At 73.1% G+C, this 22,907-nt stretch carries 24 protein-coding genes and 1 pseudogene; 15 read left to right on the forward strand and 10 right to left on the reverse strand.

What is annotated here, in order from left to right; translation table 11 throughout:
* The first annotated feature begins 20 nt into the window (after positions 1-20).
* Complete coding sequence (locus J2S63_RS13875; RefSeq protein WP_310303301.1) at positions 21-1,037, forward strand: 1-aminocyclopropane-1-carboxylate deaminase; 1,017 nt, start codon at positions 21-23, stop codon at positions 1,035-1,037.
* Positions 1,038-1,060: 23 nt separating this feature from the next.
* Here J2S63_RS13875 and J2S63_RS13880 read toward each other — a convergent pair whose 3' ends face one another.
* Positions 1,061-1,963: a LysR family transcriptional regulator gene (locus tag J2S63_RS13880; protein ID WP_310303303.1), complete on the reverse strand. Its 903-nt coding sequence runs from the start codon at positions 1,961-1,963 to the stop codon at positions 1,061-1,063.
* 19 nt (positions 1,964-1,982) lie between these two features.
* Here J2S63_RS13880 and J2S63_RS13885 point away from each other — a divergent pair.
* Positions 1,983-3,057: pseudogene (locus J2S63_RS13885) on the forward strand (YeiH family protein).
* Between the two features lie 44 nt (positions 3,058-3,101).
* Here the strand turns inward: J2S63_RS13885 and J2S63_RS13890 are convergent.
* On the reverse strand, positions 3,102-4,325 hold the full coding sequence (locus tag J2S63_RS13890; protein WP_310303310.1) for a cytochrome P450: 1,224 nt from the start codon (positions 4,323-4,325) through the stop codon (positions 3,102-3,104).
* A 108-nt stretch (positions 4,326-4,433) separates the two neighbouring features.
* Between J2S63_RS13890 and J2S63_RS13895 the strand changes: the two genes are divergently transcribed.
* The gene (locus J2S63_RS13895; protein WP_310303313.1) at positions 4,434-5,006 is read left to right on the forward strand and encodes a CGNR zinc finger domain-containing protein; all 573 of its coding nucleotides are present in this window, start codon (positions 4,434-4,436) and stop codon (positions 5,004-5,006) included.
* Positions 5,007-5,018: 12 nt separating this feature from the next.
* Here J2S63_RS13895 and J2S63_RS13900 read toward each other — a convergent pair whose 3' ends face one another.
* Positions 5,019-6,038, reverse strand: a complete 1,020-nt coding sequence (locus tag J2S63_RS13900; RefSeq protein ID WP_310303316.1) for a fatty acid desaturase family protein — start codon at positions 6,036-6,038, stop codon at positions 5,019-5,021.
* Between the two features lie 282 nt (positions 6,039-6,320).
* On the opposite strand from J2S63_RS13900, the gene J2S63_RS13905 reads away from it, so the two are divergent.
* The 5 genes from J2S63_RS13905 (at position 6,321) to J2S63_RS13925 (ending at position 10,528) form a co-directional block, all read left to right on the forward strand.
* Entirely contained in the window at positions 6,321-6,521 is a 201-nt protein-coding gene (locus tag J2S63_RS13905) for a hypothetical protein (RefSeq protein WP_310303319.1), read from the forward strand.
* Between the two features lie 18 nt (positions 6,522-6,539).
* Positions 6,540-7,676: an ACR3 family arsenite efflux transporter gene (gene arsB, locus J2S63_RS13910; RefSeq protein ID WP_310303322.1), complete on the forward strand. Its 1,137-nt coding sequence runs from the start codon at positions 6,540-6,542 to the stop codon at positions 7,674-7,676.
* Between the two features lie 331 nt (positions 7,677-8,007).
* The gene (locus tag J2S63_RS13915) at positions 8,008-9,270 is read left to right on the forward strand and encodes a hypothetical protein (RefSeq protein WP_310303325.1); all 1,263 of its coding nucleotides are present in this window, start codon (positions 8,008-8,010) and stop codon (positions 9,268-9,270) included.
* A gap of 47 nt (positions 9,271-9,317) precedes the next feature.
* Entirely contained in the window at positions 9,318-10,058 is a 741-nt protein-coding gene (locus J2S63_RS13920) for a class F sortase (protein ID WP_310303328.1), read from the forward strand.
* A 113-nt stretch (positions 10,059-10,171) separates the two neighbouring features.
* Entirely contained in the window at positions 10,172-10,528 is a 357-nt protein-coding gene (locus J2S63_RS13925) for an NADPH-dependent FMN reductase (RefSeq protein WP_310303330.1), read from the forward strand.
* Between the two features lie 80 nt (positions 10,529-10,608).
* On the opposite strand, the gene J2S63_RS13930 is transcribed toward J2S63_RS13925, so the two are convergent.
* Positions 10,609-12,069 carry an SGNH/GDSL hydrolase family protein gene (locus tag J2S63_RS13930; RefSeq protein WP_310303333.1) on the reverse strand — a complete coding sequence of 487 codons (1,461 nt, stop codon included), beginning with the start codon at positions 12,067-12,069 and terminating at the stop codon, positions 10,609-10,611.
* 139 nt (positions 12,070-12,208) lie between these two features.
* Between J2S63_RS13930 and J2S63_RS13935 the strand changes: the two genes are divergently transcribed.
* Positions 12,209-12,946 (forward strand): TetR/AcrR family transcriptional regulator, encoded by a 738-nt coding sequence (locus tag J2S63_RS13935; RefSeq protein ID WP_310303335.1) that lies wholly within the window; start codon positions 12,209-12,211, stop codon positions 12,944-12,946.
* A 31-nt stretch (positions 12,947-12,977) separates the two neighbouring features.
* Here J2S63_RS13935 and J2S63_RS13940 read toward each other — a convergent pair whose 3' ends face one another.
* The gene (locus J2S63_RS13940) at positions 12,978-13,685 is read right to left on the reverse strand and encodes a FadR/GntR family transcriptional regulator (RefSeq protein ID WP_310303339.1); all 708 of its coding nucleotides are present in this window, start codon (positions 13,683-13,685) and stop codon (positions 12,978-12,980) included.
* 96 nt (positions 13,686-13,781) lie between these two features.
* Between J2S63_RS13940 and J2S63_RS13945 the strand changes: the two genes are divergently transcribed.
* Positions 13,782-14,309: a gluconokinase gene (locus J2S63_RS13945; protein ID WP_310303342.1), complete on the forward strand. Its 528-nt coding sequence runs from the start codon at positions 13,782-13,784 to the stop codon at positions 14,307-14,309.
* On the forward strand, positions 14,306-15,697 hold the full coding sequence (locus tag J2S63_RS13950) for a GntP family permease (protein WP_310303345.1): 1,392 nt from the start codon (positions 14,306-14,308) through the stop codon (positions 15,695-15,697). The genes J2S63_RS13945 and J2S63_RS13950 overlap by 4 nt, the downstream gene beginning before the upstream one ends.
* A gap of 29 nt (positions 15,698-15,726) precedes the next feature.
* On the opposite strand, the gene J2S63_RS13955 is transcribed toward J2S63_RS13950, so the two are convergent.
* The 3 genes from J2S63_RS13955 to J2S63_RS13965 are packed head-to-tail and all read right to left on the reverse strand — an operon-like array spanning position 15,727 to position 17,584.
* Positions 15,727-16,008, reverse strand: coding sequence for an MFS transporter (locus tag J2S63_RS13955; protein ID WP_310303348.1), 282 nt, complete (start codon positions 16,006-16,008; stop codon positions 15,727-15,729).
* On the reverse strand, positions 15,984-16,199 hold the full coding sequence (locus tag J2S63_RS13960) for a hypothetical protein (protein WP_310303351.1): 216 nt from the start codon (positions 16,197-16,199) through the stop codon (positions 15,984-15,986). The genes J2S63_RS13955 and J2S63_RS13960 overlap by 25 nt, the downstream gene beginning before the upstream one ends.
* 2 nt (positions 16,200-16,201) lie before the next feature.
* Complete coding sequence (locus tag J2S63_RS13965) at positions 16,202-17,584, reverse strand: helix-turn-helix domain-containing protein (RefSeq protein WP_310303354.1); 1,383 nt, start codon at positions 17,582-17,584, stop codon at positions 16,202-16,204.
* Positions 17,585-17,881: 297 nt separating this feature from the next.
* Between J2S63_RS13965 and J2S63_RS13970 the strand changes: the two genes are divergently transcribed.
* The gene (locus J2S63_RS13970) at positions 17,882-18,994 is read left to right on the forward strand and encodes an NAD(P)-binding domain-containing protein (protein ID WP_310303356.1); all 1,113 of its coding nucleotides are present in this window, start codon (positions 17,882-17,884) and stop codon (positions 18,992-18,994) included.
* Positions 18,995-19,023: 29 nt separating this feature from the next.
* Here the strand turns inward: J2S63_RS13970 and J2S63_RS13975 are convergent, their stop codons facing one another.
* Positions 19,024-19,410, reverse strand: a complete 387-nt coding sequence (locus tag J2S63_RS13975; RefSeq protein ID WP_310303360.1) for a response regulator transcription factor — start codon at positions 19,408-19,410, stop codon at positions 19,024-19,026.
* 184 nt (positions 19,411-19,594) lie between these two features.
* Between J2S63_RS13975 and J2S63_RS13980 the strand changes: the two genes are divergently transcribed.
* Complete coding sequence (locus J2S63_RS13980; protein WP_310303363.1) at positions 19,595-20,584, forward strand: zinc-binding dehydrogenase; 990 nt, start codon at positions 19,595-19,597, stop codon at positions 20,582-20,584.
* A 34-nt stretch (positions 20,585-20,618) separates the two neighbouring features.
* Here the strand turns inward: J2S63_RS13980 and J2S63_RS13985 are convergent, their stop codons facing one another.
* Positions 20,619-21,086 (reverse strand): DUF8821 family protein, encoded by a 468-nt coding sequence (locus J2S63_RS13985; RefSeq protein WP_310303366.1) that lies wholly within the window; start codon positions 21,084-21,086, stop codon positions 20,619-20,621.
* Positions 21,087-21,178: 92 nt separating this feature from the next.
* Here J2S63_RS13985 and J2S63_RS13990 point away from each other — a divergent pair, with 92 nt between their 5' ends.
* Positions 21,179-21,892 (forward strand): enoyl-CoA hydratase, encoded by a 714-nt coding sequence (locus tag J2S63_RS13990; RefSeq protein WP_310303370.1) that lies wholly within the window; start codon positions 21,179-21,181, stop codon positions 21,890-21,892.
* A gap of 123 nt (positions 21,893-22,015) precedes the next feature.
* Positions 22,016-22,900, forward strand: a complete 885-nt coding sequence (locus tag J2S63_RS13995; protein ID WP_310303371.1) for a 3-hydroxybutyryl-CoA dehydrogenase — start codon at positions 22,016-22,018, stop codon at positions 22,898-22,900.
* The last annotated feature ends 7 nt before the right edge of the window (positions 22,901-22,907 follow it).

Here is a 22,907-nt window from a genome sequence, read left to right on the forward strand (position 1 = left end):
GCCGACGAAGGGATCCACCGGTGTCACTCGACGGGCTCGACAGGTTCGACCGCTATCCGCTGCTGTTCGGGCCCAGCCCGGTCCACCGCCTCGACCGGCTGACCCAGCACCTCGGCGGCGCGGACCTCTGGGCCAAGCGCGAGGACTGCAGCTCCGGGCTCGCGTACGGCGGCAACAAGACCCGCAAGCTCGAGTACATCGTCCCCGACGCGCTCGCGAGCGGCGCGGACACCCTCGTCTCCATCGGCGGCTACCAGTCCAACCACACCCGCCAGGTCGCCGCGGTCGCCGCCAAGCTCGGTCTCAAGGCGCGTCTGGTCCAGGAGCGCTGGGTCGACTGGCCGGACGCGGTCAACGACAAGGTCGGCAACATCCTGCTCTCGCGGATCATGGGTGCCGACGTCCGGCTCGACCCGCGTGGCTTCGACATCGGCATCCGCTCGTCGTACGAGGAGGCGATCGAGGACGTGCGCGCGTCCGGCGGCACGCCGTACGGCATCCCGGCCGGGGCGTCGGAGCATCCCCTCGGTGGACTGGGTTTCGCCAACTGGGCAAGGGAGGTCGAGCAGCAGGAGGCCGAGCTGGGCGTCTTCTTCGACACGATCGTGGTGTGCACGGTGACCGGCTCGACGCACGCCGGCATGATCGCCGGGTTCGCGGGCCTCGACCGTCCGCGCCGGGTGATCGGCATCGATGCCTCGGCCACGCTGGAGAAGACGCGCGCCCAGGTCGAGCGGATCGCCCGCCGCACCGCCGACCTCATCGGCATCGGCCGCGACCTCCGCGACGACGAGATCACCGTGCTCGAGGGCTGGGCAGGGGACCTGTACGGCATTCCGGTCCAGTCGACCGTCGACGCGATCCGGCTCAGTGGCGAGCTCGAGGGCATGATCATCGACCCGGTCTACGAGGGGAAGTCCATGGCCGGGCTGGTCGACCTCGTCCGGAGCGGTGAGATCCCGTCGTCCTCGACGGTGCTCTACGCCCACCTCGGCGGCCAGCCCGCGTTGAACGCCTACTCCGGCGTCTTCTCCTAGCCGAGCGTGGTCAGCGGCTCCGGTCAGCGGCTCCGGCCGGCAGCGAGGCGGACGAGCACGTCGGCGACCGGCGGGAGCTGCACTCCGTCGCGCCACACGACGGAGAGCGGGCGCCGCAGGTCGAGGTCCTGCAGACCGACCGCGACGAGCCGGCCGGAGCCGAGCTCGTCCACCACGGCGAGGGCGGACAGCACCGCGGGTCCGATGCCGACGAGGGCGGAGCTCTTCAACGCCGCGTTCGACGCCAGCACCTGCGCCGGGGTGAGCTCGAGCCCCCGGGTCCGCAACGCCTCGTCGAGGGTCTCGCGCGTGCCCGAACCGGGCTCGCGCACGAGCAGCGGCTCCCGGGCGAGGTCCGCAGCGGTGACGGGCCGGGTGCGCCCCGCCCACGGGTGGGGGTCGGCGACCACGACGACGAGGTGGTCCCACGCCAGCCGCCGCCGGCGGACGCTGCGCCGGATGGTCGGTGACTCGACGAACCCGAGGTCCGCGCGGCCGTGCTCGACGGCGTCGGCGACGTCGGTGGAGTTGGTGACCGACATGGCCACCACGGCGTCGGGCTCCACGTCCCGCAGCCTGCTCAGCCAGGTCGGCGCGAGGTGCTCGGCGATCGTCATGCTGGCCGCGACGCGCAGCGTGCTGGAGCGGTGCTCCCGCAGCACGGCCACCGACTCCTCGAACCGGCGCGCGGCACCGAGCACCTCCTCGGCCCAGTCGACCACCACCCGTCCGGACGGCGTCAGCGTCGTCCCGCGCGGCCCTCGCTGGAGCAGCGTGAGCCGCAGGCCTCGCTCCAGCCGCGCCATCCTGCGGCTGAGGCTCGGTTGGCTCAGCCCGACCTCCTCCGCGACCCGGCCGAGACTGCCGAGCTGTGCGACCCGCACCAGGAGGGCGAGGTCGCCGAGGTCGGAACCGGACGTGCTCATGCACGCAGCGTATGACTTCATGCGGAAGCGACGTCTACCGTCGTCAATCGCGCCGGCAGAGCCTGGGTGTGTGCTCCTCTCCGTCGTCGTCGCCGACTCCACCACGCAGACCCCGGGGCCCGTGCGTCGCCACGGGCCGGGGGTCGCCGTCGCCGTCGCCGGCGTCCTGGCCTCCGTCCTCGCCCACCGGCTCCTGAGCCCGGTGGGGACCCTGACGTGGGCGGTCCTGCTCGGCGCCGCGGCAGCCAACGTCGGGGTGCTGCCCGAGGCGGCGCGTCCAGGGCTCGCGCTGGCCACCCGGAGGCTGCTGCGGCTCGGTGTCGTGCTGCTCGGTTGCTCGCTGTCCGTGGTGGCGATCGTCCGGCTGGGTGGACCCATGGTCGTGCTGGTCGTGGTCACCTTGGTCAGCACGCTCGTGGTGCTGGCTCGGGACGCGCCTCGGCCTGGGGGCCGCCACCAGCCTGCTGATCGCGACCGGGTTCGCGATCTGCGGCGCCTCTGCCGTGGCCGCGATGGGGGACACCGCCGAGGCGGAGGAGGACGACGTCGCGGTCGCGATCGCGATGGTGACGATCTGCGGCACCGTGGCGATGGTGGTGCTCCCGCTCCTCCAGCAGCCGCTGGGGCTGAGCGACGCGCAGTACGGCGCCTGGGTCGGCGCGAGCGTGCACGAGGTCGGCCAGGTGGTGGCCGCTGCCGGACCCGCGGGCGGGGCCGCGGTGGGGATCGCCGTCGTGGTCAAGCTGACGCGGGTGCTGCTCCTGGCGCCGGTGGTGGCCGGGGTCGGGATCCTGCGCCGCAGGCGGCCGGCGTCCTCGGGCGCGACCGGGACCCGGCCACCGCTCGTCCCCCTCTTCGTGGTCGGCTTCCTGGCCTGCGTGGCCCTGCGCAGCGCGGGGGTGCTGTCGCCTGCGGCGCTGGAGGTGGTGGGCACGGCACAGACCCTGGTCCTCGGTGCGGCCCTCTTCGCCATGGGCACCGGGGTGCACCTGCCCTCGCTGGTGCGCAGCAGTGGCCGCGCGCTGGTGCTGGCCGCCGCGTCCACGCTCGTCGTGGCCGGCGTCTCCCTGGCAGGAGTCCACCTGCTGGTGTGAGCGGGCCGTCGCTGCCCATGGACCGACCGCGGCAGCGGACGCCCTCAGCCGTGGCTGCGGGGAGTGAACCGGAGCGGGTACGAGATCGCGCCGGTGTTCCCGGACACGGGCAGCCACTCGCCGCCCGCGAGCGCTTCCGCGTCGGGCATCGCCGCGGCGAGCATCGGCAGCGCGACGGCCATGTCGACGCGGGCCACGAAGTGCCCGAGGCAGTGGTGGACCCCCTTGCCGAAGCCGAGGTGGGGCGGGCGCTCGCGTGCGCGGGTGATGTCGAGGTCGGGGTCGGTCACGGCTGCGGGGTCGGTGCCGGCCGCGTGGGAGAGCACCTGCAGGATCGAGCCGGCCGGAAAGGGCACGCCGCGGAACTCGACGTCCTCGACCGCCTCGCGGGTCACCCACGTCACCGTCGGGTTGACCCGCATGACCTCCTCCACCGCCGGCTCGCCGAGCTCGGGCCGCTCTCCGAGGAGCCGCCACTGGTCGGGGTGACGGAGCAGGGTCTGCACGGCCAGGCCGATCTGGTTGCGCGTGGTCTCCATGCCGGCGAAGGCGAGGAAGACCAGCGCGACGACGAGCTCGTCGCGGGTGAGCCTGGCGTCCCGGGCGTGCGCCTCGACGAGTGTGGTCACCAGGTCGTCCCGCGGGTGGAGGATCCGGTCGTCGATGGCGGCCTCGACGTAGGAGGTGAGTCCTTCGAGGGCTGCCTCGATGAGGGGGAGGTCCTCGGCCACCTTGATCCCGAAGGACCGGCCGAGGTCGTCGGCCCAGTGCGCGACCTGCTCCCACTCCTCCTCGGGCAGGCCGAGCAGCAGGCACAGGATGCGCGAGGAGTAGGGCTCGGCGAACTCCTTGATCAGCTCGACCTCGCCTCGACCGGCGAAGCCAGCGATGAGGTCCTCGGCGATCGCGACGAACTGCGGCTGCATGCGCAGGATGCTCTGGCGCTTGAAGGCGGGCAGCAGCAACCGTCGGAGCCGGTGGTGGTCGTCGCCCTCGATGCTCAGCAGCACCCGCTGCCACCACTCCAGGAACGGTCCTTCGGTCACGCCGTTCTGCTCGGGCCAGCGTGCATTGCCCTGGCGGAACCGCCGATCGGTCAGCAGCTCGTTGGCGGCGTCGTACCGCAGGACGGCGAAGCCGTAGGACGTGGTGGCCAGCCAGCCCGCCTCGCGCGCGGCCCGGACCTCGGCCGAGGTGGTGTCGAAGCGCGGGTCGGCCAGGTCCAGGTGGGCCAGGTGGTCCTGCCCGGTGGCGGCGGCGGAGGGCATCGGCGGTTCCTCTCGGGGGTGGGACCAGCTGCGGCGGGCGCTCGACAGTCAGGATCTACTTCTGGAACAGTGCTGACGCTAGGTCGTCGTCCCGTCAGGAGTCAATCGATGTTCGGTCATGACACGGAGATGGCGCTGCGCGGCGCGGTCGCCCTGGTCAACACGATGCCGTCGGAGGTCGACCCGACCGCGGGGGAGGGCCTGCCCGACCTCGCGGCCCTGCGCTCCTTCCTCGTGGAGTGGTCGTGGAGCGGCCTGGTGCCGACCCGGAACGCCACCCTGGACGAGGTGCGCGACCTCCGCCCGCGCCTGCGGGCCTGGTGGACCTCCCCGGAGACCGCGGTCGTGGACGACCTCAACGCCCTCTTCGCGGAGTACGACGCCACCCCGCGCGTCGTGCGCCACGGGCCCTACGGGTGGCACCTGCACGCCGCCGCGGAGGACGCGCCACTGGCCCACCGCATGGCCGTCGAGGCCGCGGTGGCGGTCGTGGACCTGCTCCGCGCCGAGGACCTGGGTCGCCTCAAGACCTGCCACGCGCGGGGGTGCGACCGGGTGCTGGTGGACCTCAGCCGCAACCGCTCACGGGCCTTCTGCGAAGGCGCGTGCGCCGACCGGACCCATGCGGCGGCCTACCGCGCACGTCGCTCCGCGCGCGATCCCGGCACGGCGCTCCGCTGACCGCGCTCGGGGTCAGCGCGCCTTCCGGAGGCCGGCCCCCACGGCCTGGAGGTGCCGCAGCCCCGCGGCGTACGACGCGAGCGGGGGGACCTCGGTGTAGGTGACGCCTCGCGAGCGGCAGAACTCCCGGACGACCGGCTGGGCCAGCCGCAGGTGGGGGCGCGGCATGCTCGGGAACAGGTGGTGCTCGATCTGGTAGTTCAGCCCACCCAGCGCCGTGTCGAGGACCCGGCTCCCACGGAGGTTGCGTGAGGTCATCACCTGGCGCAGCAGCGGGTCGGCCGCCTGCTCGCCGTCCAGGACCGGCATCCCCTTGTGGCCGGGCGCGAAGGACACCCCCAGGTACAGGCCCTGCAGCGCCTTGTGGATCGAGACGAAGGCCAGGGCCTGCGGCCACGTCAGCGTGGCCAGCAGCAGGCCGACGTACCCCACGGCGTGCAGCGCCAGCAGGATGGCCTCGGCGCCTCGCCACGGCACCCCGCGCCGGAGCACGTGGCGCACGCCCGAGACGTGCAGGTTGACCGCCTCGACCAGGAGCATCGGGAAGAACAGCGCTGCCTGGTGACGGGTCACCCAGGCCGCGAACCCACGGCGCTCTCCCGCCTGCCGGGCGTCGAAGACGAGCGCCCCGGCGCGCACGTCGGGGTCGGTCTCGAGGTCGTTGGGGTGGGCGTGGTGGGCGTTGTGCTTGGCGACCCACCAGTCGTAGCTGAGTCCCGTCATGAGGTTCCCGCTGAGCAGCCCGAGGATCCTGCTCCGGCGGGGGTCGCGGGTGACCTGGCGGTGCCCCACGTCGTGACCGAGGAAGCCGAACTGGGTCGAGACGACGGCGAGGGCGGGGGCCAGGGCCAGCAACGCCCACGAGTCGCGCCACCGCACCATCGCGGCCACGGCGAGGGCGGTGGCGACGAGCAGCAGCGCGGCGACCTTCACGTAGAACCACGGTCGCGGGGCGAGCAGCCCGCGCTCGCGGATCTCGCGGGCGAGGTCGCCGTAGCCGGTGCCGTGCTGCGGGGAGGATGTGAGGGACATGGCCGACCTCGACTCGTGCGGAACGGTGCCGCCGAGGTCCGGGGTGGCCTGAGTGCCAGGCTACCCGGCGTCGACCCAGGCGAGGCCTGTCGTCGTGGGCTAGCCACGGGTCGGTGTTCCCAGCGCAATGGCGCGGCCGGCTGGGCTTTTCGGCCTTCCAGGAGGACGGTGGGGGCAGGAGGTCCCGGAACACGCTTCGGGGACCTGGCCTCATCACCTGTTGCCGCCTGCGACCGATCCGGGTCGCGGGCGGCGCAGCGAGAGGAGTGAGGTGATCCGTCCATGGACCGGGGCCCCGATCCGCATCCCGACCACGACGCCGCGCAGCTGACCGCGGCCGACCCGCTCACGGTGCACAACGCCGCCGTCGACGAGGGTGCGGCCCGCGGCGGAGGATGTGCGCAGGTCCACCTGCCCACCGGAGCCACCTGCATCCTGCCCCGCGGCCACGAAGGGTCGTGCGCGTTCAGCGAGGGGGGCTGAGTCCGGCAGAGTGTCAGCATGGACAGGGTGTCGAACTCACCCGGCGGCTCACCGCCGGAGCTTCTCCAAGCCCGCTCGACCGAGGCCGGCGCAGCCGTGCTGCGCCGGCTCTCGACCCTCGACCGGTTCCTCCCGGTCTGGATCATCGCCGCGATGGTGCTCGGCCTGGTGCTCGGCCGGGCCGTGCCGGGCCTGGACGACGCGCTGGCCTCGGTCGAGATCGGGTCGGTCTCCCTGCCGATCGCCGTCGGCCTGCTGGTGATGATGTACCCCGTGCTCGCCAAGGTGCGCTACGACGAGCTCGGACATGTCACCGGGGACAAGCGCCTGCTGGTGACCTCGGTCCTGCTCAACTGGGTGCTCGGGCCGGCACTGATGTTCACCCTGGCCTGGCTGCTGCTGCCCGACCTCCCGGACTACCGCACCGGCCTGATCATCGTCGGGCTGGCCCGCTGCATCGCGATGGTGCTGATCTGGAACGACCTGGCCTGCGGCGACCGTGAGGCCGCGGCCATCCTGGTCGCCCTCAACGCGGTGTTCCAGATCCTGGCCTTCGCGGTGCTCGGCTGGTTCTACCTCCAGGTGCTGCCCGGGTGGCTGGGCCTGGAGCAGAACGCGCTCGACGTCTCCATGTGGGGCATCGCGCGGTCCGTCCTGGTCTTCCTCGGCATCCCGCTCCTGGCGGGCTACCTGACCCGGACCTTCGGCGAACGGGCCAGGGGACGCGAGTGGTACGAGTCGACGCTGCTGCCCCGCATCGGGCCCGCCGCGTTGTACGGCCTGCTGTTCACCATCGTCATCCTCTTCGCCCTGCAGGGCGACACCATCACCAACCGGCCCCTCGACGTGGCCCGGATCGCCGTGCCCCTGCTCGTCTACTTCGCGCTGATGTGGGGCGGGTCCATGGTGCTGACCCGGGCGCTCGGCCTGGACTACCAGCGCGCCACCGCGGTCTCCTTCACCGCGGCCGGCAACAACTTCGAGCTCGCCATCGCGGTCGCGATCGGCGTCTTCGGCGTCGCGTCCGGCCAGGCGCTCGCCGGGGTCGTGGGACCGCTGATCGAGGTGCCCGCCCTGGTCGGGCTGGTCTACGTCAGCCTGTGGGCCCGCCGCTTCTTCCCGGCGGCGCCCGTCGCCGACCGAGCTGCTGCCTGAGCTCGAACCGGGCCTACCGTCCAGCCGGGCGGAGGCGCTCCCCGGTGCGCCCGCGCTTTTCTCTCCCTCCTCTGCTGCGGGCACCTCACGAAATGCACGATCTCGAACCCGCAGGTCAGCGAGCGTGTCGCGCCGAAGGTAAAGAATCCGGGGCGGGTCGGCTAAACACCGTGACTGCATTCCGCAGGATTCCGTGTGACTGGAGTGATGCAACGATTTGATTTCTTCTGCATTTCCCGGCGTGTTTCAACAATGTGATTCCCCCCACCCCCTACGGTCCTCGAACACCTCACCGCGGAGACGCCGCGGTGTTCCTGGGAGGCCCAGTCACATGAACAACACCCTCACGCTCCTCTGCGTCGCCGGGGTCTCCGGCCTGGCGATGCTCACTCCTGCCGCGGCGTACGCCGCCACCGACGACGGCGCCCAGGCGGACGCCAACGCCCTCACCGCGACGATCCTCGGCCAGTCCGGCGACACCGGCCAGGTCAAGGCCTCCAACGACGGCACGGGCGAGAAGAAGACCAACGACACCGTCAACCCGCCGGTCGACGTGCTCAGCGGCCAGCCCTACGCCGGGATCGGGGTCCTCGCCCAGGACGCCACCGCCGCGAACAACGGCCGCAGCGCCGCCTGCTCGGGGGTGGCCGGTGACGGCGGCGTCGCCAACGTCATCGAGATCGGCGACACCAACTGCCTCACCCCCGGCGACAACATCAACCTGCAGCTGGCCAACCTCGAGCTGGACACGCTGCTGGACGCCGAGGTGGTGCGCGGCACCGGCACCTCGCTCGACACCCTGCTCGACGCCCTCGGCGCGCTGCCGGGCGGCGCCGACGCGGTCCAGCAGGTGACCGACGGCCTGCAGGCGGCGGTCGACCAGGTCCAGGCCAACCTCGGCAACGCCGGCCTGGTGCTCGACGTCGGGGCGGTCGAGGCCTCCTGCCGGTTCGACGGGCAGTCCTCAGGCCGCACGGTGCTCGCCAACGGCGACGTGCGCCTGGTCATCCCGCAGGTCGGCGACGTGCCGCTGACCCAGGGCTTCGACCCCGAGCCGGCGCCCAACACCCACGTGATCGCCCAGTCCGACCAGATCGTGGCGCTGATCCTGGACGACCTGCGCGCGGCGCTCAACGACCAGCTCGACCAGATCACCGACCCGGTGTTCGCCAACCTGATCGACCCCGTGCAGGACCAGGTCGTCACCCAGGTCGTCACCCAGCTGCAGCCCGCCCTGCAGGCGGTGCAGGACAACCTGCTCGACATCACGCTCAACAAGCAGACCCGCACGGGCCGCTCCATCGACGTCACCGGGCTCTCGGTCGAGGTGCTCCCCGGCGCGCAGCAGTTCGGCGCCCCGGTCGTGGTCGACCTGAACATCGCCAACGTCGGCTGCGGGCCGGCCGCCCGAGCCGTGGTGGCACCGACCCCGACCCCCAACGGCCCGCAGGGTGGTGACCGGCCCGACGTGCCGACCGCGGTCGACGCCGGCACCGAGGGTGGCGGGCACGGCGGGCTCATCGGGCTGGTCGCCGCGGGCCTGGCGGCCCTCGGTCTCGGCACCGCGCGCGCCCGACGCGTCGCTCGTCGTTGAGCCGAGCACGGACCAGCGGACCGCACGAGACCGACCGGACCGAGCGCATGTCGACCCCCCCGGGCAGCACGCGCACCCTGGCCGGTGACCTGGCAACACTCCGTGCAGAAGCCGCCACCCGGCCAGGGGCCTCCCTGGCCGTGGTGGCGGCTCTGCTGTGCAGCCTGGTCTCGTTCGGCACCGCGGCGTTCACCGACCTCGACGAGGACACCCCCCTCACCGCAGCCGGTCACGACGTCGCGTTCCCCGAGCTCCCGGGCGAGAACCACCACGCCCGGCACGGCAGGCACCACACCAGGCCGGCCGCGCAGTCCCCGATGCTCAAGGTCGCGCGGCTGCACGTCGACGCCCCGATCGTGCCGATCGCCCTCCAGGACGACGGCGTCCTGGCACCTCCCGCCGACGTCGACCACGTCGGGTGGTGGGACGCCAGCGCCGGGGCCGGCGCCAAGCACGGCCAGACCGTCCTGACCGGCCACACCGTGCACGAGGGCGGCGGCGTGATGAACGACCTGGCCAGGCTGACCGAGGGTGACCTGGTCAGCATCACCGACCAGGGTGGCGAGGTCGACTACAAGGTCACGCGCGTGGTGACCTGGTCCAAGAGGAGGCTGGCCCGTCGCGCGGTCGAGGTCTTCGGCCAGGACCGCCACCACGGCCGGCTGGTCATGGTCACGTGCGCGGACTGGGACGGAAAGACCTTCGACAGCAACGTGATCGCCTTCGCCCAGCCGACCGGCCCCCTGGCCCGGCCGGCGTCGCCCGAGCAGGAGGCCCGGGCCACCTGAGCGCGCCCGGCCCGGTCGCGCTCCGCCTTCTCCTGACGGTGCCCGTGGGCGCAGGGTGGGAGGGACGGGTCGGCGACCCGACCCGCCCCCCACCCCACCGAACGGAGCGCACCATGGGTCCCGATCGCGTCGGCTACTTCGTCGGCAGCCTGCCCCTCTACAGTCCCGACTCCGACTGGGCCTCGCGCCCGTGGGGCCAGAACTCCTTCGACCACCTCCCCGCGGCGGTCATCGGGGCCTCGGTCGGCCAGATCGGGACCGCCGTGGCGCAGCAGAGCCTGCGCGGGGTGCTCAGCTTCTGCAACGCACGACAGATGACGGCCCCCGAGGCCTACGTGCACTTCCGGCCCGAGTACTTCGGGCCGGACGGCGAGGTCCTCGACGAGTCGACGGCGGGCTTCCTGAGCGGCTTCATGCAGGAGTTCCGCGTCCACACCGAGCGGGTCCTGACGGTCATCCCGCGGTCCTAGGGGAGACACCCCTCCGGCGCCGGCACGCAGCGGCCCCCGGACGTGTCCGGGAGCCGCTGCGGGAGTGTCGCTGCGAGTGCTCAGAAGGCAGGGGCCCGAACGGAGACGTCGAAGGCGCCGCTGCCGAGGAGACGGGTCGCGATGTCCTGCTGGCCCGCGAGGTTGGCGTGCCACGAGCCGTTGAAGTTGCCCTGGCGGCCCCTGGACTCGGTGGGGCTCACGACCCACGGGTTGGTCGCGCAGAGGCCGTGGCGTCGGAAGTCACCCATGATCCCGCCGACATAGTGCCAACCGTGCTCGCCGGCGGCCCGCTGGATGTGGGCGTTGAGAGGCACGACCACGTTGCGGTAGCCCCACTTGCGGCTGGAGGCCGCGGGCGCCATCGCGTCACGCGGGCACCACCAGGAGTAGCCGGGACCTGCGATGGGGTCGGTCGTGGCGGTCCGGTCGTCGTGGGTGGCGTCCCAGTACTCGGTGAGGTAGATGCGACTGTCCGGAAGGTCCGGGAGCTGGGTGTGAAGGCGGTTGGAGAGCTGGCGGAACGCGGGCTCGACCAAGCCGAGCCTGGCCTGGACGTCGTACCCGAGCTCGCGCTCGCAGACGACAAGGCCGAGGCCGATCTTGTTCATCCAGTAGCACTGGATGACCAGGTCCGCCCACCCGGTGTCATTGGCTCCCGCGGTGACCAGCACGGCGTCGGGCTGGCGTCCGCTGGCACTCATCAACGCGCGGAGCTGGTCGACCTGGGGCGGCAGCACAGGGCCGTAGGCGGGCTGCTGCCCGCCGTAGGGACGGAGCACCCCGCCGTGACCGTTGGGCGCGGTGACGATGGCCGCCCCCGAGCAGGCGAGGTTCCACAGAGTGAGCGTCGCGTGGGGCCCCAGCTGGCTCCGCCGTCGGTTGGCGGCCAGCTGCGCGGCCGCATTGCTCGAGCGGTCGCACTGGTTGTCGTCGAAGGCTGCCGGCCTGGCATGGGTCGGGTTGCCCTCGCCGGAGGCGGCCGAGTCCCCGAGCTGCACCACCAGGGAGTCGCGGAAAGGCAGGTCGTGGCTCGCGGTCGCCACGGAGCCGTCGTTGGCCACGACGCGCAGGTCGGCGGTCCAGTGCCCGTTGAGGGGACGGCCTCCGACGGTGGTCCGGCAGGACGTGGAGCTGTAGGAGGTGGTGCGACCCGAGGCGACGTCGTGGATCGCCCACTGGTAGGCCGCAGTCCCGCTCGGGCCGCCGTTCGAGGCGCATGCGTCGAGCACCAGGCTTCCGGTCGAGGCCGGAGAGGGGGTGGAGACCGTGCCGCCGAGGGAGGGAACGCGCCAGCCGAAGCGCGCGACCGGTTGCACCGGCGGCGGAGGTGTCGGGTCGGCCGGGTCGACCGGGTCGATGTCCGGCCCGCAGTCCGTGTCGTCGCGGGGGCACAGTGCCTGGGCGGGGGAGGCAGCGAAGGTGGTGAGAGTGAAGGCACCGGCGGCCAGGCCGAGCGTCAACGCGAGACCGGAGGCCACCGCTGTGCGGCGGGCTGCGGACCGGCGGGGGAGGGGGATCATGGTGGGCTCCTCTCGTTGTGCGTAGTACGTACTACGCAATCTGTGATGCGACGAGTGTGAGGTGCCCGCTTCGGTGCTGTCAAGGAATTCGTAGTACGAACTACGTACTTTTCACTACGCACTCACTACGATGGTGTCCATGGCGAAGTCACGCACCTCCCACGACAAGGCGTCGAGCCAGACTCGGGCCGAGCTCCTCGAGGCCGGGCTCACCCTCTTGATGGAGCAGCCGGCCTCCGCGGCCTTCGGCCACCTGACAGCGGCCAAGGTGGCGAACCAGGCCGGTCGCACGACGGGAGCGTTCTTTCATCAGTGGCCGACCCTCGAGGCCTACCTGCAGGACTTCATCGGGTTCGTGCTGAGGCCCTCGATGTCGAAGAACCTCAACGACACCGTCGAGCGGCTCCTCGTCGAGCTCGGTGCGGGGAAGCCGTTCGCCGAGGCCCTCACGGCAGCCGGCGGCCCGGTCCCAGAGGAAACCGCACGCGACCCGCAGACGGTGACGGAGCTGCTCATGTGGAACCGCGCCCTCCACGACGACGAGTTCCGTGAGGCGGTCGCGACGCACTACGAAGGCCTCGACGGCGAGGCGCGACTCACCTACGAGGGCCTCATGGAGCTGCTCGGGCGAGAGGTCCGGCCACCCTTCACCACCGAGACCATCGGCTCCGCCGTCACCGCCGTGGCGCAAGGCCTCGCGCTGCGCGCCTCGATGACGCCCGGACACTACCCGCCGCAGATGTTCGGCTGGATGGTGCTGGCACTCATCCCGTTGTTCACGCGCGAGCCGGGCGACGGCAGGGAGGCGCAGGCCTACGTCGACGGGCTCGGCGTGGACGTGGTCCCCGACGCTGACGGCGAGGACCTCTCGGCCTGAGCCGGCTGGACGCCCGCCGCCGACGGGCTGCTCAGCCGCCCTGCTCCTCGCGCATCGCGTCCGCCGCCTCGTCGATGATGCGGCGCATCGCCCGCTCCGCGCCGGGTGCGTCGCCCCGTCGTACGGCGCTGCCGACCTCGTCGTGCAACGCGATGGCGACCGGGTTGGGGCGCGCCGGCATGAGGTCGTGGTGGGTACGACCGGCCAGCACCTCGTCGACCGTGCTCGCCAGGGCGGCGATCATCTCGTTGCCGCTGGCCTCCAGCAGCGTGCGGTGGAAGACCTGGTCCGCGACGAGGTAGGCCTCGAGGTCGCCGCTGCGGCCGTGGACCTCCATGTCGGCCACCGCCGCGGCGAGGGCGCGGCCCTGTGCGGGGGTGGCGCGCTCGGCCGCGAGGGCGGCAGCGACCGGCTCGAAGCCGCGGCGCAGCTCGGAGAGGGACAGCAGCTGGGCGGTGCGGTCCTCGCCCTCGAGGCGCCAGCGGATCACCCGGGGGTCGAAGACGTTCCAGGCCGACCGGGGCTGGACGGTCACGCCCACGCGTCGCCGCGAGGTGACCAGGCCCATCGACTGCAGGACGCGGACGGCCTCGCGGGCGACGGGCATCGAGACGGCGTGCGCGCGGGCGATGCCGTCGAGCGTGAGGACCGCCCCCGTGGCCAGCGCGCCGGAGGCGATGCGCGTGCCGAGCGCGTCGAGCACGTCTCCGTGCAGGGCTCCGTGCGGGCGTCGGTCCACGCAAAGATCGTAGTTAATCGCCAGTAGGTCTTGCAAAGATCATATCTTTTGCCGCACCCTGTGGGAGCCGTCACATCGCCGTCCCGAGGAGTTCCCATGACCAGCCAGCCGCCTCTCGTCGTCGTGATGGGCGTCTCCGGGTCGGGCAAGTCGACCGTCGGGGCCGCGCTCGCGCAGCGCCTGCGGGTGCCGTTCGCCGACGCCGACGACTTCCACCCCCCGGCCAACATCGCCAAGATGTCGGCCGGCGAGGCCCTCGACGACGACGACCGCGGCCCCTGGCTCGACGCCATCGGGGCCTGGCTCCACGAGCACCGCGAGCAGGGCGGGGTGATCAGCTGCTCGGCCCTCAAACGGTCCTACCGCGACCGGCTGCGTGAGCACGCCCCCGACCTCGAGCTGCTCCACCTGCACGGCGACCGCGACGTGATCGCCCGTCGCCAGGCCAGCCGGCCCGGCCACTTCATGCCCGCCTCGCTGCTCGACTCGCAGTTCCGCACCCTCGAGCCGCTCGCACCCGACGAGCGCGGGCTCGTCGTCGACGTCGACCAGGGCGTCGACGCGATCGTCGACCACTACGCCACCCGCACGACCAGCACCACCACTCCGGAGGAGACCGCATGACCGTCCCGTTCGTCCCGCTCGCCGACCCGGCACCGCTCGTGGAGCCGGTCGCCTCCGGCACGCAGCTCGTCGTCGCGGCCCTCGTCGCGATCGGCCTGATCGTCGCGCTCATCACCGCGGCCAAGCTGCACCCGTTCCTCGCGCTGATCTTCGGTGGACTCGCGGTCGGCATCCTGGCCGGCCAGAACGTCAACGACGTCATCGCCAGCTTCTCCACCGGCTTCGGTGCGACGGCCGCGGGCGTCGGCGCGCTCATCGCCCTGGGCGCGATGTTCGCCAAGCTGCTGGCCGACTCCGGCGGCGCCGACCAGATCGTCGACACCATCGTCGGGCGCTCCTCGCGCCGTGCCCTGCCCTGGGCGATGGCCGGGGTGGGGGCGCTGATCGGCCTGCCGATGTTCTTCGAGATCGGCCTCGTGCTGCTCATGCCCGTGATCTACCTCGTCGCCCGCCGCGCCCAGCTCTCCGTCATCGCGATCGGGATCCCCACCCTCGCGGGCCTCTCCGCGATGCACGGCCTGGTCCCGCCGCACCCCGGTCCGCTGGTGGCGATCTCCTCGCTGGGGGCGGACCTCGGCACCACCCTCATGCTCGGTGTGCTCGTGGCGGTGCCGACGGTCGTCGTGTCCGGTCCGCTGTTCGGCCGCCTCGCCGGGCGCTGGGTCGACGTGCCCGCCCCCGAGCTGTTCGAGGCCCGGGAGGAGCGCGCCGAGACCACCCGCCCGGCGTTCGCCAGCACCGTCGCGACCGTCCTGCTGCCCGTCGTGCTGATGATGGCCAAGGCGATCGTCGACATCGTGGTCGACGACCCGGAGCGCCGCGTGCAGCAGGTCTTCGACGTGATCGGCAACCCGTTCGTCGCGCTGCTGGCCGCGGTCGTCGTCGCGATGTTCACCCTCGGGCACGCCTCCGGCATGGACCGCGCCGCGGTCACGACGTCGGTCGAGAGCTCGCTGCCCGCGATCGCCGGGATCCTGCTGATCGTCGCCGCCGGCGGTGGGTTCAAGCAGGTGCTCGTCGACACCGGCATCGGCACGTTGCTGGCCGACTGGGCCAAGGGCGCCGACGTCTCGGTGCTGCTGCTGGCCTGGGTGCTCGCCGTGCTGATCCGCCTCGCGACCGGTTCGGCCACCGTCGCCACGATCACCGCCTCGGCGCTGATGCTCGGCCTGGTCGAGGGCCTGTCGACGGGGGAGACCTCGCTGGTGGTGCTGGCGATCGGGTCCGGCTCGGTGTTCTTCAGCCACGTCAACGACGCCGGCTTCTGGCTGGTCAAGGAGTACTTCGGGCTCTCCGTCGGCCAGACGATCAAGTCGTGGTCGCTGATGGAGACCGTGCTGTCGGTCAGCGGCCTGGTGTTCGTGCTGCTGCTCGGCGTGGTGATCTAGCTGGAAGAGCCGAGGACGACAGGGGCGGGTCAGAGGAGCGACGGCGTGCGCCGCAGCAGCAGGGCGGCCGCGACCGTGACGCCGAGCAGGCCCGTGGTGAGCGCGACCACCCCGGCCCACGCGTGGGTCGACCAGGCATAGCCGGCCAGGCTGCCGAAGACCGACGAGCCGAGGTAGTAGGCCACGAGGTAGAGCGAGGCGGCCTGGCCGGCCGACACCCCACCGGCGTGCGCCCGCACGGGCACCCAGCCGCTGGCGATGCCGTGCACGGCGAAGAACCCCGCCGTCAGCAGGCCGATGCCGGCGACCACCAGGGGGAGCGGCCGGGCGAGGGTGAGACCGCGAAGGCCTGGCTCAGCTCGGGCAGGATCGCCTGGGTGCTGGAGAGCAGCGCGAACGTCGCGAGGCCGGCGGCGACGAGGGCGCCGACCACCCGGCGGTAGCCGGGCGTCCCCGGCCGGTGCCCGGGGAGCCCCACGGGGCCGCGGTCGCCGTCGGTCACGCTCAGGAGCCGGGGGTGCCCGTGGGCAGGAGCCGCGAGGGGTCGGCCTCGCCGCGGGGGGCCGTGCCCGGGTGGAGGTAGAGGCCGGCCGACGCGGCCGCGCGGCGGAAGGCGTCGCGCGCCTCCGCGACCAGGCCGAGGTCGTCCATGCAGGCGCCCAGCTCGTACCACAGCTCGGCGACGCTGCGGTCGGCCCCGCTCGAGGTCAGCAGGGCCACGGCTCGCAGGAACTCGGCCTGCGCCAGGTCGGGCCGGTCCTGGCGGGCGGCCGCCTGGCCGAGCACGGACCGGGCGTCGGCCTCGACGAGCGGACCGCTCCCCGCGACCAGGTCGACCGCCTCGTTGCCCAGGCGCTCGGCCGCCACGAGGTCGCCCTTCATCAGGTGGATCCGCGCCAGCCCCGCGGCGTTGCGCCCCAGGTCGACCGGGCTCGCGCTGGTCGCACGGAGCTCCTCGGCGCCACTGGTCAGTGTCGCGAACGCCTCGTCGAGCTGGGGCGGGTCGCTGCGCAGCTGGAGCACTCCGAGCATGCAGCGCAGCCGCGCCAGGTTGCGGGCGTCCCGCCCCTCCGAGAGCAGCGCGAGGGCCCGCTTGGCCAGCGGGAGCGCCTCGGCGACGTGGCCCTGGTGGGCCTCGACCATGCTCGCGTTCCAGTACGCCGCGGCGCGGGCCTTGGCGGACCCCAGGGCCTCGGCCGAGGCGATGGCCTCGCGGCAGAGCCGGGCGGCCACCGCGACCGCACCGGTCTCGAAGTACGCCGCGGCGACGGTCACGACGAGCTGGACCGCGTCGTCGGTGCCCATGAGGCCGGAGTCGCGGAGCGTCTGGAGGACGTCCTCGCCGACCTCGATCGAGCGGGCGAGGTCACCGGTCTCGCGCAGGCAGCGGCACAGCGCGACGGCGGCGTTGGCGCTGCTGACGGTGCCGGAGACCGCGAGGGGCTCGAGCTCGGCCACGGCCTCCCGCAACCGGCCCTGGGCCTCCAGGGCGCGGGCGTGGAGGAACGCCGCGCGGGCGCCCAGGGGGTGCCCGACCGGGAGCGCCTCGATGGCGGAGCGCGCGTGTCGCTCGGCCGCCCGGGCGTCGGCGTTCTCCAGCGCGAGCTCGGCGAAGTCGATCTCGAGCCGGGTCTCGTCGCCCACGTCGCCGTAGGGGGACCACAGCAGGTCGTCGACCGAGAGTGAGAGCCGCTGCGCGAACGACTCGAGCAGGGCCGGCGACGGGCGCCGCTTGCCGGCCTCGATCCGGGAGACGTGCGCGACCGAGACGTCCTTGCCCCCGATCTCCGCCTGGCGCAACCCACTGCGCACCCGGGCCGCCTTGATCCGCTCGCCCAGCGCGACCGGGTCGACGGCGCGCAGCGCGGCTTCCTGGGCGGGGTTCATGGGGGTGAGTCTGCTGGGCCGCGGCCCGGTTCTTCAATCGATGGACCGAAGCATGGGCATTTCGGCCGTTCCGATTGACAACTCTTGGTCAATTGCAGTTGTCTCTGGTGGGAAGTCGCAGCCGTCCCCTGCTCGGGGCGGAACGGCTGGTGTCGCGCGTGCGAGAGGGGACGTACCGCTCGAACGGCGTGGCCTCCGGTGCAGGGGTGGGCCGGAGGCCCGGCCGTCGGCCTCCGCACCAGCCCCGCGCCACCGGACCGCCCGGCATAGCCGCGGCGCGTGCGGTGTTGCACGGACATGACCGACCGGCGCCCCCTCGAGCCCCTCGAGCCACTCGACACGGTCGTCGTCGGGGCGGGCCAGGCGGGCCTGTCGACCTCCTACCACCTGCAGCGGCTGGGCCTGGCGCACGTCGTGCTGGACGCCGAGGAGTCCGCCGGCGGCGCCTGGCAGCACCGCTGGGACTCCCTGACGATGGACGACGTGCACGGCGTCGCCGACCTCCCCGACGGCCCGGCTCCCGGGCGGGGGCGCCACCGGGCCAACGACGTCATCCCGGCCTGGTTCGCCGACTACGAGCGCGCACACGACCTGCCCGTGCTGCGCCCGGTCCGCGTCGACCGGGTCGAGAGCAGCGGCGACCTGCTCGTGGTCCGCGCCGGCGACCGCAGCTGGACCACGCGCACCGTGGTCAACGCGACCGGCACGTGGAGCCGCCCGTTCGTGCCGTCCTACCCCGGGCGATCGTCGTTCCGCGGCGAGCAGCTTCACACCGCGGACTACCCGGGTGCCGAGCACTTCCGGGGCAGGCGGGTCCTCGTCGTCGGCGGTGGGGCCAGCGCCATCCAGCTCCTCGGTGAGCTGCGGCCCGTGACCGACACGGTCTGGGCCACCCGTCGCGAGCCCGTCTGGCGCGACGCCTCGGACCCCTTCGACGGTCGTGCGGCGATCGCCCTGGTCGAGGAGCGCGTACGCCGCGGGCTGCCGCCGGCCTCGGTGGTCTCGGTCACCGGTCTCGCCCTGCGGCCGCAGGAGCAGGAGGCGGCCCGGCTGGGCGCCTACGACCGGCGGCCGATGTTCGAGCGCATCGAGCCCGACGGGGTCCGCTGGGCCGACGGCACCGTCGAGCCGGTCGACGTCATCGTGTGGGCGACCGGCTTCCGCCCGGCGGTCGGGCACCTCGGCCCCCTCGGCCTGCGCACCCCTGCCGGCGGCATCCGCCTGGTCATGTCCACCCGTGACGTGCAGAGCGCGACCACGGCAGCCGCGGACCCGCGGGTGCAGCTGGTCGGCTACGGCCCGTCGGCGAGCACGATCGGCGGCAACCGCGCGGGGCGCGCGGCCGCGACCGCGGTGGCCCGGCACGTCCGGGAGGCCCGGCAGGCACGGCAGGACGCAGAGGTCGCCTGAGCTCGACGGGGGCCGACGGGTCAGGCGGGTCAGGCGGCGAGCAGCTCGCGCAGCACGACGGGCAGCCGCGCCGGCTTGGTCTTGTCGAGGCAGGCCGCGACGCCGAGGTCCTGGGCCTGGGCCCGGGTCGCGTCGTCGAGGTGCGCGGAGAACATCACGATCTTCTGCTGCGGGTTGCGCTCGAGCATGCGCGCGGCGGCCTCGAGGCCGGTCATCATCGGCATGCGGTTGTCCAGGACGACCACGTCGGGCAGCGGCGGGGGGTCGAGGGCGAGGTACTGCTGCACGGCCTCCGCGCCGTCGACCGCCTCGGCGACGACGTCGAAGCCGCCGATCTCGAGGAAGGCGCGCACCATCTCGCGCACGTCGGGCTCGTCGTCGACGACCAGGACAGTGGCGGGATGTGTGGGCTGCATAACCCGAACCCTAGTCCGCCTCATGCGTCCCACCTATGCCGACTGCCGCAGTCAGGACGTCCGTCCTGCCAAGAGGTACCGGTCGGCACCCGCCCCGGCTGATTTGTCCCGTTGACCCCTGCGAGGCTGAGGCGTGCTCGCCGTGGTCCTCGATGACGTCCGGTCCCGACCCGAGGTGCGGGAGGTGGACGCCCCCGTCGCGCCGTACGACGGCGTGGTGGTCGAGGTCGGGGCCACCGGCATGTGCCGCAGCGACTGGCACGCCTGGGCCGGTCACGACGAGCTCGTCTTCCCGCACGTGCCGGGCCACGAGCTGGCCGGCGTGGTGGTGCAGGTGGGCGCCCAGGTGGGGCGGTGGCGCGTCGGGGACCGGGTGACGGTGCCGTTCGTGTGCGGCTGTGGCCGCTGCGAGTGGTGCCGGGCCGGCGAGGCGCAGGTCTGTCCCGACCAGCAGCAGCCGGGCTTCACGCACTGGGGCTCCTTCGCCGAGCAGGTCGCCCTGCACGCCGCCGACACCAACCTCGTGGCCGTGCCCGAGGGCGTCGACCTCGCCACGGCCGCGAGCCTGGGCTGCCGCTTCGCGACGGCCTACCGCGCCCTGCGGCACCGGGCCCGGGTCGCGACCGGCGAGTGGGTCACGGTGGTCGGGGCCGGAGGGGTGGGGCTGAGCGCGGTCATGGTCGCCCGGGCCCTGGGGGCACGCGTCGTGGCGGTCGACCGCAACCCGGCCGCCCTGGAGCTCGCTTCCGAGCTGGGTGCGCACACGGTCCTCGTGACCACCGGCGGGACCGACGTGCCCGCAGCGGTGGCCGACCTGACCGGAGGAGGGAGCCACGTGGCCGTCGACGCCGTGGGCAGCGAGCAGACCTGCGCGGACGCCCTCCGGAGCCTGCGTCGCCGGGGCCGGCACGTGCAGGTGGGGCTGCTCCCCGCGGCGGCCGGGCACCCCCGCCTGCCGATGGACCGCGTCGTCGCGTGGGAGCTCGACGTCCTCGGCAGCCACGGCATGGCGGCCGCCGACTACCCCGAGATGCTCGCGCTCATCGCCGACGGGTCGTTGCAGCCGCAGCGCCTCGTCCGGCGCACGATCGGCCTTGCGGGGGCCGCCGAGCTCCTGCCCCGGCTCGACTCGGCCGAGCTCGCGGGCATGACGATGGTCGACCCGCGGGCCTGACCCCGGTGCCGCCCCGGAGGCCGGGCCGCCCGGGTCAGTACTCGCCCTTCACCACGAAGTAGGAGCCTCGGATCGTGCCGGCCAGCTTGGACTTCTGCCGCGCCCACTTGAAGGCCGACAGCTCCTCCGGCGGGTCCATGCCCTCGGCCAGCTTGAACCCGACGGCCCGCTTGCCGCCGTCCTGCTTGGTGTAGAGCACGTTGACCGCCAGCCCGGACTCGTGGAACACGTGCGTCCACCGGATGCCGTCGACGTCGAGCTCGGCGGCCTCGAGGGCCGGCGAGGCGATCACGATGCCGCGCTCCTCCTCGAGCACGCGGGCGACGTGGTCGGCGAGCTCCTTGCCCCGTCCGGAGGTCGCCGGCTCGGTGGCGAACGTGGCGTCGTACTTGTTCTTGAAGTAGCGCGCCTCGTTGGCGCGCAGGCCGGCGAGGGCCTCGGCGACGGGCGAGGACTCCAGGCCCTCGGTGGAGACGTCGGTGAAGTCGACGACGTGGGTCATGGGTCTCTCCTCTGGTCCGGTGGCGCCGGTGTGGCGCTTGTCATCACGTACGACGACCGGGAGCGCCCGAGTGTGACAGTAGGCTCCGGCGCATGCTGGGGACGCGTGCTGACGGGCCGGTGACCGTGCTGGAGCTGCGGCGCGAGGAGCGGCGCAACGCGCTCGACCTCGCGCTGTGCCGCGAGCTCGCGGCGGCCTCACGCCAGGCCGTGGACGACGGCGCGCGCGTCATCGTGGTGACCGGCGCCGGCACGGCGTTCTGCTCCGGTGCCGACCTGGGCGGCGTCTACGGCCAGGAGTTCCTCGACGCGCTCTACGGCATGCTCCACGGCCTGACCCGGCTGCCGGTGCCGCTGGTGGCCGCGGTCAACGGGCCCGCGATCGGCGCGGGGACCCAGCTCGCGCTGGCCTGCGACCTGCGCGTCGCCGACCGCACCGCGAAGTTCGGTGTGCCCACCGCCCGCAACGGCATGGCCGTCGACGCGTGGACGATGCGCACGCTGGCCGCCGTCGCCGGAGGGGGCATCGCCCGCCGGCTCATGCTGGCTGCCGAGACGGTCGACCGCGACCAGGCCCTGGCCTGCGGGCTGGCCGACCGGGCAGGCGACCTCGACGCGGCGATGGCGTGGGCGCACGAGATCGCCACGCTCGCGCCGCTGACGCTGGCGCACAACAAGCTCGTCCTCAACGGGGGCGAGCAGGCCGCGATCGACGAGAGCTTCGCGCGGTGCTGGGCCAGCGACGACGTCCGTGAGGCCGCCGCCGCCCGCGCCGAGAAGCGCGCCCCGGTCTTCCGGGGGCGCTGAGCCGCTGCCGGGACCCCCCCGGCGTCCCGTGACGCCCCGACGACGCCCCGTGACGCCCCGGGCGGCCCGTGACGCCCCGGGCGGACGTACGGTCACAGGAGGACGAGACGCGGGAGGACGCACATGGTCGGACAGGCCGGACAGGCCGGACAGGTCGGACAGGTCGGCATCATCGGCGGAGGGCTGATGGGCTCGGGCATCACGGAGGTCTGTGCCCGCGCAGGCCTGGACACCGTGGTCGTCGAGGTCGACGACACGGCGTCGGCGGCCGCCGAGCGCCGCGTCCGCGACAGCCTCGGTCGCGCGGCGAAGCGCGGCAAGCTCACCGAGGAGCAGGTCGCCGAGACACTCGGGCGGGTCACCTTCACCACCGATCTCGGCGCGCTCGCCGACCGCGACCTGGTGGTCGAGGCCGCCAGCGAGGACGAGGAGGTCAAGCTCGAGCTGTTCCGCACGGTCGGCGCGCTCCTCGAGAAGGCCGACGCGCTGCTCACCTCCAACACCAGCTCGATCCCGATCGTCAAGCTCGGTGCGGTCTCCGGCCGTCCCGACCGGGTCATGGGCGTGCACTTCTTCAATCCCGCCCCCGTCATGCAGCTGGTCGAGCTGATCCCCTCGCTGACCACCTCGACCGAGACGCTGCAGCGGATGCAGGGCTTCGTCGCCGACCAGCTCGGCAAGCAGCCGATCGAGGCGACCGACCGCGCCGGGTTCGTGGTCAACAGCCTGCTCGTGCCCTACCTGCTGTCGGCGATCCGGATGTACGAGGCGGGCTACGCCAGCGCCGCCGACATCGACAAGGGCATGGTGCTCGGCTGCGGCCACCCGATGGGCCCGCTGGCGCTGTCGGACCTGATCGGCCTCGACACGGTCCGCGCGATCGGCATCTCGATGTACCAGGAGTTCAAGGAGCCGCTCTACTCCCCGCCGCCGCTGCTCGACCGGATGGTCGACGCCGGCCTGCTCGGCAAGAAGAGCGGCCAGGGCTTCTACCGCCACGACGGCTGAACGGGAA

This window comes from Nocardioides marmoribigeumensis, assembly GCF_031458325.1.
Taxonomy (GTDB): domain Bacteria; phylum Actinomycetota; class Actinomycetes; order Propionibacteriales; family Nocardioidaceae; genus Marmoricola_A; species Marmoricola_A marmoribigeumensis.